Source organism: Nocardiopsis sp. NPDC006198 (assembly GCF_040613895.1).
Taxonomy (GTDB): Bacteria; Actinomycetota; Actinomycetes; order Streptosporangiales; family Streptosporangiaceae; genus Nocardiopsis; species Nocardiopsis tropica.
In genome coordinates this window covers 26,877-35,679 of the sequence record NZ_JBEXSY010000071.1, presented here as the reverse complement: position 1 = coordinate 35,679, position 8,803 = coordinate 26,877, and the positions used below count along the sequence as shown (strand labels likewise).

Below are 8,803 nucleotides of genomic sequence, written 5' to 3'. Positions count from 1 at the left end.
GGCGCCCCCGGGGCGGGCGCGGGGGGCCCGCCGGGGGGGGCGCCCGGGACCCCGGGGCCGGCCCGCCTCGGGGCCGTCCCCTCGGCGGACCGGCCCCTCGGCACCCTAGGCGTGGGCGGTGGAGACGCCCGCGTCGTCGAAGGTGGCGACGTCGCGCAGGACCCGCGCGGCGCCCTGGAGCAGGGGGAGTGCCAGCAGTGCGCCGGAGCCCTCGCCCAGGCGCAGCTCCAGGTCGACCAGGGGGCGCAGCCCCAGGTGGTCCAGGGCCAGCGAGTGGCCGGGCTCGCTCGAGCGGTGCCCGGCGAAGCACGCGCCGAGGGCCTCGGGCGAGATGGCCGCGGCGGCGAGGGCGGCCGACCCGGCGATGACCCCGTCCAACAGGACCGGAACGCGCAGCGCGGCGCCGCCCAGCACGAACCCGGCCAGGGCCGCGTGCTCCAGCCCGCCCAGCGCGGCGAGGGTGCCGATGGGGTCGGCGGGGTCGACCGGGTTGGCGGCCAGGGCCCGGCGCACCACGTCGACCTTGTGCTCGAACGTGGCGTCGTCCACGCCGGTGCCCCGGCCGGTGGCCCGCGCCGGGTCGGCCCCGGTGAAGGCGCAGACCAGGGCCGCCGCCGGGGTCGTGTTGGCGATCCCCATGTCACCGGTGACGAGGCACCTGTTGCCTGCCGACACCAGGTCGCGGGCGACCTCGATGCCGCCCTCCAGGGCCTGGAGGGCCTGCTCGCGTGTCATCGCGGGCCCCCGGGTGAAGTCCGCGGTGCCGCGCGCGACCTTGCGGGGCAGCAGCCCGGCGGCTCCGGGCAGGTCGCCGACGACGCCGACGTCCACCACCGTGACCCCGGCCCCCACCTGCCTGGCGAGGGCGTTGACGACCGCTCCCCCCTCCAGGAAGTTGTGCACCATCTGGGCGGTGACCTCCTGGGGCCAGGGGGTCACCCCCTGGGCGTGCACCCCGTGGTCGCCCGCGAAGACGGCGACCGCGGCGGGCTCGGGGATCGGCGGGGGGCACTCCCCGGCCAGCCCGGCGAGCTGCACCGAGATGTCCTCCAGGACCCCGAGGGAGCCCGGCGGCTTGGTCATCCGGTCCTGCCGGTCCCGGGCCTCCTCCAGCACCCGGGTGTCCAGCGCTCCGATGGCGGTGATGGTCTCCTCCAGCAGGCTCGTCGGCTCCTGGCCGGGCAGACCTCGGTGGCCGTAGCGGTCGTGGTGCACCGCCCAGGAGAGGGGGCGTTCGTCCGCCCAGCCGGCGGGGGCGGGCTCGGGCTCGGCGGGGGGCTCCTCGACGAGCCCGACGCAGAGGTAGGCGACCACGCCGAGGTACGAGGGGAGTTCGAGGGCGCGGGCGATGTCGGGTGCGTCGACGTGGCCCACCCAGGCGACGCCGAGGCCCTCCGCCCGGGCGGCGATCCGGAGGTTCTCCACCGCGAGCGCCGCGGCGTGGGACGCGCTCTCGGGCCTGGCGTGGCGGCCTCGGACGTGGTGGGCGCCGCGGGCGGGGTCGACGGTGACGGCGATGTTGACCGGCGCCTCGAGGACGGCCTCGACCTCGGCCCCGTCGAGGGCGCGGGTTCCGTGCGGTGCGTCCGCCAGGGCCTCGCGCCCGGCGAGGGCGAGGTCGCGCACGCGTGAGCGCAGGGCGGGGTCCTGGACGACGACGAAGTCCCAGGGCTGCGAGTGGCCCACGCTCGGCGCCTGGTGGGCCGCTTCGAGGACCCGGGTGAGCACGCCGTGGGGGACGGGGTCGGGGCGGAAGCGCGTCCGGGCGTCGTGCCGCCCGCGGAGGGCGCGGTAGACCGCGGCGCGCTCGGCGTCGTCGAAGGCGGGGGCCGGCCGGGGGTCGGCCCCCGCCCCCTCGGGTTCCGGGTGCGCCCGCGGGTCCCGGGGCTCCCCGGTCCCGGCGGACGCCGGTGCGGGGGCCGATCGGGCCCGGGCCGGGTCGGAGGCGGGCCGTGACGGCCCGGTGTGCTGCGGCCCGGGAGGGGGCGCGGCTGCTTCGTGTGCGTACATGCCCTGTTCCGGCTCGGTGGTCGCGGGGTGCTGGTCCGCGTGTCCGTGGTTCGTGGTCGGCCCGGCGGGGTCGTGCGGCCCGGTGGCGGCCGGCTCCGCGGCCCGCTCGCCCCGGAGGGGGATCACGTTGGGCCGGAGCGGGGGTCCCGAGGGCGGGGGCATGTCCGGGGAGGGCTCGCTCGCGGCGGGAGCCTCCCGGGGCGCGGTGGTGTGCCGGTCCGCCACGTCCTCGGTTGGGGCTCCCGGCTGCGGCTCCGCCGGGTCCTCGGCCCCGGGCTCCTCCGGGGGCGGGCCCTGCGGCACCGGCTCCCCCGCCTCAGGTCGCGGCGGGGGCTGCGGGGGCGCGGGCTCCCGGAGCCGGAACGGGTTGGCCGGCCCTCCCGCCGCGTGCGGCGCACGCGCCTGGGTGCCGCGTCCGCTCTCGGGGAGCCCGTCCAGCAGGCCGCCGATGCGGGAACCGAGCCCTGGAGCGGGTTTTCCGCTCCTCCAGCGGGGCGGCTCGTGTTCGCCGTCCCCGCCGCTCCGGGCGTCCCCGCGGTCATCGTTGGTCATGATCGCTCCCCGAGAGAGGTGTGTCGACTGCCCGTTCCGCTTGCTCCGGCGCAGACCGGTAAGCGTAGTCCGCGGTGTTCGTCCCCCGCGAACGGGTTCCCCGGACCCGGACGGTCGGCCCCGGCTCCGTCGCCGGGGTCCCCAAGTCACCACCAACTGTGCCAGAGACCGCGCGGGCACGCGGGGGGTACGGGGTCCCACTCCCCTTCCGTCCCGGGCCGGGGCGTGTGCGCCCGGGCCGGTCCGGTGGAGCGCCGCCGCGGGCGTCTACGGCGAAGTCCGGGAGCCCGTCGCCGACCTCGGCGTCACCGTGGGTGGCGCAGCTCCGCGCGGGGCGGGGCGCCGCCGGTGGTCCGGCGCCCCCGGGGCCGCCCGCCCTCTTCACGGACGCCGCGTTCCGCCACGTCCGAGAACCACGCACAGGACGACATGTCAGACATCCTGCCCGCCGAAGACGTCCTCGGCCTCGTCCTCCGTCCTGTCACGCGTGCCGCGGGAAGCCGTCTGTGCCAGGGTGTGCGCACTCCCCCTGCCCCCGGCGGGTGCGATCCGGAACCGACCGATCCGAACGGAATGGACACACGATGCACAGGCGTACCTTCCTCACCAGGGCCACCGCCGCCGCCGGCCTGGCCGCGCTGGGGACCGCTCTGCCCTCACCCCGCCCCGCCCTCGCCGGGACCGCGTCCGACGGCACGGCCCCGCGGGTCCTGGCCGAGCGCTCCTCCTCCGCCGGACTGGTCAGGCCGGAGAGGCGCTTCGACATGGTGGCGGTCACCGGCGCCCCCGGCGGCAGGGACACGGCGATCCGCTTCGAGACCGCCGACGGCCTCGGGCCGTGGCGCCCCGTCCACCTGCACACCGGGGGGCGTGACGACCGCGAGCCGTCCGCCGCCGCGCTGGTGCGCGCGCCGGAGGGCGCCACCGGCTACGAGGCCGGGCCCGGCGGGCGCACCGCCGCCGTGAACCTCACCGACGGCGAGGAGCTGCGCCTCGGCGGGCCCGGGCGGGTGACGCTGTCCCCCGGCTCCTCCGCCGCCCGCGCCGGTGTCCCCTTCCGCACCCGGGCCGGCTGGGGCGCCGACGAGTCGTGGCGCTTCGGCGAGGAGGGTGAGGACCTGTGGGCCCCCGAGTTCCACCCCGTGCAGGCGCTGACCGTGCACCACACCGCCATGCCCACGGGCGACGACCCCGCGGCGGACGTGCGGGCGGTCCACTACCTGCACGCGGTCGAGCAGGCGTGGGGCGACATCGGCTACCACGTGCTCATCGACCCGGAGGGGACGGTCTACGAGGGACGCCACTCGGGCGGGGACGGCGTGCCCGTCTTCTCCGGGGTCCCGTCCCCGGGCCGGGCGCGCGCGGTGACCGCAGGGCACGCGTTCGGCTTCAACCACGGCAACGTGGGGGTGTGCCTGCTCGGCGACTTCACCGAGGAGCTGCCCACGGACGCGGCCCAGGACTCCCTCGTCGCCGTGCTGCGCCTGCTGTGCGCCGTGACCGGCGTCGACCCGTCGGAGAGGATCGGGTACGTGAACCCCGTCACGGGCGCCGTCACGCCGGGCGACGCGATCTCGCGGCACCGGGACTGGCTGGACACCGAGTGCCCGGGCAACGCGTTCGCCGAGGCCTTCGACACCGCGATCCGCGACCGCGTCGTCGGCGGCCCCTCCTAGGCCGGGGTCCGCGGCGGCGGGGAACACGAGCCGGGCGGTGCGGCCCCTCCGGCGCGTTCCGGTGGACCGCGCCGCCCGCCTCACCCCAGGGGCGGGCCGTCCGCGGCGCCCGCCTCGCGCGCCGCGCGTTCCAGGCGGTCCCGGTACCCCTCCCACCAGGCGCGGTCCACGGCGGGCAGGTTGTCCCCTCCGGCCGCCAGCCCGGCGGCGCCGTCGATGAGCTCACGGAGGATGTCGGCGTGCCCCGCGTGCCGGTCGGTCTCCGCGATCAGGTGGACCAGGACCAGCCGCACCGTCACCTCGGCCCGGTCCTGCGGCCACCAGGGGACGCGGCCGACCGCGTCCGCCCCCAGCTCGGCGACCGTGGCGTCCCCATGGGCCCACACCCGCCTGTACAGGCCCACGATGTACTCGCGCGACTCGTCGGGGGTGGCCCACATGTCCGTGTTGGGCTCCGCGTCGGGGTCGGCCCAGGGCACCGGCTCCCCGAAGGGGCGGCCGAACACCGTCCCCAGGTAGTCCGACTCGACGGCGACCAGGTGCTTGACCAGGCCCAACAGGTTGGTCCCGGTCGGTGTCACCGGTCGGCGGACGTCGTACTCCGAGAGTCCGTCCAGCTTCCACAGGACGGCCTCCCGGGCTCCCCGGAGGTAGCGCAGGAGCTCGGGGCGGGGGTCTGTCGCGGTCATACGGCAACGCCTTTCATGAGGGGCGCCCCGCCCGGACGGGCGGGGCCGAGGACTGTTCTGCGCACCACCGGCCCGCGCGGGGGAGCCCGCACCCGGCGCGCGGGCGTGACCGGCACGGACCGGTCCCGGGTGCTCCTCGCGGGCGCGTATCGTGAGCGCACTCCGCACCGATGTCGAGGGGGAACAGCGGCATGTCCACCGTCCAGCAGCACCCGATCCTGCCGTCCGTGATCCTGGAGACCGAACGCCTGCGCCTGCGCGCGTTCGTCGAGGCCGACATCGACGACGTGCACACGAGCTGCACCGACCCCGAGCTCCAGCGGTGGATCCCGATCCCCGGCCCCGGGCGGCCCTACACCCGCGAGGACGCCGAGCAGTGGTGCCGCGAGGTCGCCCCGGGGATGCGCACCGGCGGCGAGGGCCAGCAGTGGGCCGTCGTGGAGAAGGGGTCGGGCCGCCTGGTGGGCGCCATCGGCCTGGTCCGCACCCTGTGGCCCGCCATGAACACCGAGGTCGGATACTGGGTGTCCCCCTGGGGCCGCGGCCGGGGGTACGCGACCGAGGCGGCCGTGGCCGTCTCCCGCTGGGCGGTCGACCAGGGCTTCCTCCGCGTGGAGATCAAGGCGGGCACCGGGAACACCGGCTCCCGCCGGGTCGCGGAGCAGGCCGGATTCACCTTCGAGGGCGTCGAGCGGAGCGCGATGCCGCTGCACGAGGGCCGGACGGACCTGGCCGTGTACAGCCTCCTGCCCTCCGACCTGGTCCGCGCCGACGGCCTGTAGCCCCGGGCACGCGGGCGTCGGGCCGCCTCCCGCCGCGCGGACCGCGCCCGGGCGGACGCCCCCGGACCCGCCCGCGCCGACCGCCCCCGGGCGGACGGCCGCGGGGCCGCCCGTCCGGATCCGCGCGGGCGCCGGGCCGGCCGGGAGCGTCCGCGCGAGAGGCCCTAGCCCCACACGCGGGAGAGCAGCCAGGTCCCGCTGGCCGTGTCGTGGCGCAGTTCGTACACGCCCTGGGACCGGGACGTTCCCGCCTCCACCCTCCAGTGCCTGCGCTCGGGCACCTGGGACCCGCTCACCGGCGTCCAGTCCATACGCAGCGTGACCCAGTGGTCGAGGATCCTGCGCACGCCGTACACCCTGCCGTTCCACGTGAACCGGGCCGGGCGCCCGTCATCCTCGACGACGGTGACCTCCGCCCCGTAGTAGCGTCCCACGACACTTCCCCTCAGCATCATCCGCCTCCTGAGCCCCAACGCATGTCGCCGGGACACCCACCCGTGGGGAAGTCGCGGACGAGTGTCGAACATGTGTTCTAATCCTAGCGAAATCAGCGGCCCCGTGGAACTGTTTCGGGAAGTTCCGCATCCCCCCATGTGACGACCGGTCCGGCCCCGCGCGGAACCCCGGCGCGAGCACCGGGCCGTCGGCGCACTGTTCGATGGCCGCCACCCGAACGGGACACACCCCGGTCGACCTCCGGCCCTCCCCACCACCGCGTTCGGCGTCCGGCCCCGCCCCGGATCGGCCGAGCGCCGAACCAGTTCAGAACGCGTCGGCGTGTCGGCCTCGGTACGCTGTCAGGCGCGCAACACACGAGCCACTACGAGGGACCCCCTACTGTGACGTCGAACGGACACGAGAGCGGCAAACCCCTGCGTGCGGGGGACCCGCGCGAACTGGACGGCCACCGCATCGTGAGCCGCCTGGGGCGCGGCGGCATGGGCACCGTGTACCTCGCCGAGGACCCCTCCGGCCGGTCCGTGGCCGTCAAGCTCATCCATCCCGACCTGGCCGACGACGAGTCCTTCCGCCTCCGCTTCGCACGCGAGGTCGAGTCCGCCCGCCGCGTCGCCCGCTTCTCCACCGCCGGGGTCCTCGGCGCCCGGCTGGAGGGCGAACCCCTCTACATCGTCACCGAGTACGTGCCGGGGCCGAACCTGGACGAGGCGATCCGCTCGGGCGGGCCCATGGGCGGCGGCACCCTCGAGGGGCTCGCCCTGGGCGTGGCCGCCGCCCTCACCGCCATCCACGGGTCGGGGGTGGTCCACCGCGACCTCAAACCCGCCAACGTCCTGCTCTCCCCCGTGGGCCCCAAGGTCATCGACTTCGGCATCGCCCGCGCCCTGGACGAGGCGGGCGGCGGGGTCACCCGCTCCAGCCAGCTCATGGGCACCCCGTCCTACATGGCCCCCGAACTCCTCCTCGGGGAGCAGGCCACCGCGGCCGCCGACATCTTCGCCTGGGGCTGCCTCGTCGCCTTCTCCGGCACGGGCAGGACCCCCTTCGACGCGGCCACCGTGCCCGCCGTCCTCCACAACATCTCCTCCGCGCCGCCCCGCCTCGACGGCCTCGACCCGGCCCTGCTGGACCTGGTCCGGGCGACCCTGGACAAGAACCCCGCCAACCGGCCGTCCTCCCAGCAGATCCTGGCGCGCCTGACCGGTCAGGCGGAACCGGAGGAGGCGGAGGTCCGCCGCACCATCACGGACTCCTGGGCCCCGCCCAGCGGTGTGCCCGTGGTCGGAGCGCCGCCGCAGGAGACCGGCGCCGGGCCCGCGCACAACGGACCGGCCGGAGGCGGGGCCGCCCCCCCGGGGCCCCGCCACACCCCCCGGCGGACAGCCCTCCGAGGCCGGGGGTCCCCTGCGGCCGGGGACCGCCGGCGCCCACCCCTTCCAGGACCCCCACGCGCAGCAGCCGCCGGTTCGACCGGTGCCGCCCACCCAGCAGGTCCCCCCGGACCGGACCCCGCCGACCCGGCAGATGCCCGACGGGCGCGGGCACCCGCCGTCCGGCCCCCAGCCGGCCCAGGGACACCGGGCCGTGTACCCGAACCAGCCCCCGGGCCGGGGGCAGAACCTCCCCGGCCACTACCCGCCGCCGGGCCCGGGAGGCCCTTCCCTCCCTCCGCACGACCGGCGCCCCGGCACGCAGCAGGCGAACTTCAGCGGCCCCGGCGGACCGGGAGGCCCCGTGGGCCCGGTGGCGGCCGGCGCCCGCCCGAACCCGGGCGGGCGCCGCAGGACGGTCGCGATCGGCGCCGCCGCGGCCGCGGTCGTCCTCGTCGCCGCCGTCGGCGGGGCCGTCCTGCTGAACGGCTCCGAGGAGGTGCCGCCCACCGTCTCCCTCTACGAGATCGACTTCACCACCGACCCGGACTGGGGCTCGGTCTACGACCCCGGCACGGAGGACGGCTACTGGCAGGAGGAGCGCGGCTACCTCCTCCAGCACGACCCCGGGACCAGCACCTACGTCAGCCGCGGCACGAAAGCGGCGATCACCACCGAGAGCGTGCTCCCCGACAGGGTCGTGGTCAGCTCCACCGCCTACGTCGTCGAGGGCCCCGAACAGGCCGTGTTCGGGGTGCGGTGCTGGGACAACGACGGCGAGGAGTACCGCACCCACTACGAGGCCCTGCTCCGCTACGACGGCAGGCGCGCGGAGATCCGCCGGATGAACGAGGAGGACGGCGACCGCACCCTCGCCGAGACCACCGAGGTCTCCGGGTTCGAGCCCTACCCCCTCTTCGACGAGGAGGTGCGGGACGGCGACTACGACCCGGACCGCCCCTACGTCTTCGAGGCCGACACGGTGCCGACCAACACGGTGACGCTCTCCTGCCAGTACTACGGCGAGGACGCGGAGGACGGGGAGGGGGAGCGCATGGAGCTGTCGATGTGGGTCAACGACGAACACGTGCTGACCACCGTCGACGACACCCCGCTGCCCGACGACGGGGAGGAGGCCGGGGACCGCCGCCAGGTCGGCGTCGTCACCCGCCCCGGGCCCGGCAACGAGCCCCTCGGCGTGCTCTTCACCGACTTCTACCTCGGCGAGGTCACCGAGGAGGGGTAGGGGCGCGCCGCCGGGCGGC

At 76.6% G+C, this 8,803-nt stretch carries 6 protein-coding genes and 1 pseudogene; 4 read left to right on the top strand and 3 right to left on the bottom strand.

From position 1 onward, the window contains the following. Positions 1–105: 105 nt before the first annotated feature. Entirely contained in the window at positions 106–2,562 is a 2,457-nt protein-coding gene (cobT, locus tag ABZ234_RS29615; protein WP_355014194.1) for a nicotinate-nucleotide--dimethylbenzimidazole phosphoribosyltransferase, read from the bottom strand. A 584-nt stretch (positions 2,563–3,146) separates the two neighbouring features. Here cobT and ABZ234_RS29610 point away from each other — a divergent pair. Next, positions 3,147–4,238 (top strand): N-acetylmuramoyl-L-alanine amidase, encoded by a 1,092-nt coding sequence (locus ABZ234_RS29610; RefSeq protein ID WP_355014193.1) that lies wholly within the window; start codon positions 3,147–3,149, stop codon positions 4,236–4,238. 80 nt (positions 4,239–4,318) lie between these two features. Here ABZ234_RS29610 and ABZ234_RS29605 read toward each other — a convergent pair whose 3' ends face one another. Then, entirely contained in the window at positions 4,319–4,927 is a 609-nt protein-coding gene (locus tag ABZ234_RS29605; RefSeq protein WP_344181135.1) for a DinB family protein, read from the bottom strand. A 191-nt stretch (positions 4,928–5,118) separates the two neighbouring features. On the opposite strand from ABZ234_RS29605, the gene ABZ234_RS29600 reads away from it, so the two are divergent. Continuing rightward, a complete protein-coding gene (locus ABZ234_RS29600; RefSeq protein ID WP_344181133.1) occupies positions 5,119–5,709 on the top strand; it encodes a GNAT family N-acetyltransferase in 591 nt (196 codons plus the stop codon). Between the two features lie 164 nt (positions 5,710–5,873). Here the strand turns inward: ABZ234_RS29600 and ABZ234_RS29595 are convergent, their stop codons facing one another. After that, positions 5,874–6,161, bottom strand: coding sequence for a DUF6504 family protein (locus ABZ234_RS29595; RefSeq protein ID WP_267948555.1), 288 nt, complete (start codon positions 6,159–6,161; stop codon positions 5,874–5,876). 486 nt (positions 6,162–6,647) lie between these two features. Here ABZ234_RS29595 and ABZ234_RS29590 point away from each other — a divergent pair. Beyond that, positions 6,648–7,307: pseudogene (locus ABZ234_RS29590) on the top strand (serine/threonine-protein kinase); the annotation flags it as partial. Positions 7,308–7,752: 445 nt separating this feature from the next. Beyond that, on the top strand, positions 7,753–8,784 hold the full coding sequence (locus ABZ234_RS29585; RefSeq protein ID WP_355014192.1) for a hypothetical protein: 1,032 nt from the start codon (positions 7,753–7,755) through the stop codon (positions 8,782–8,784). Positions 8,785–8,803 lie beyond the last annotated feature (19 nt).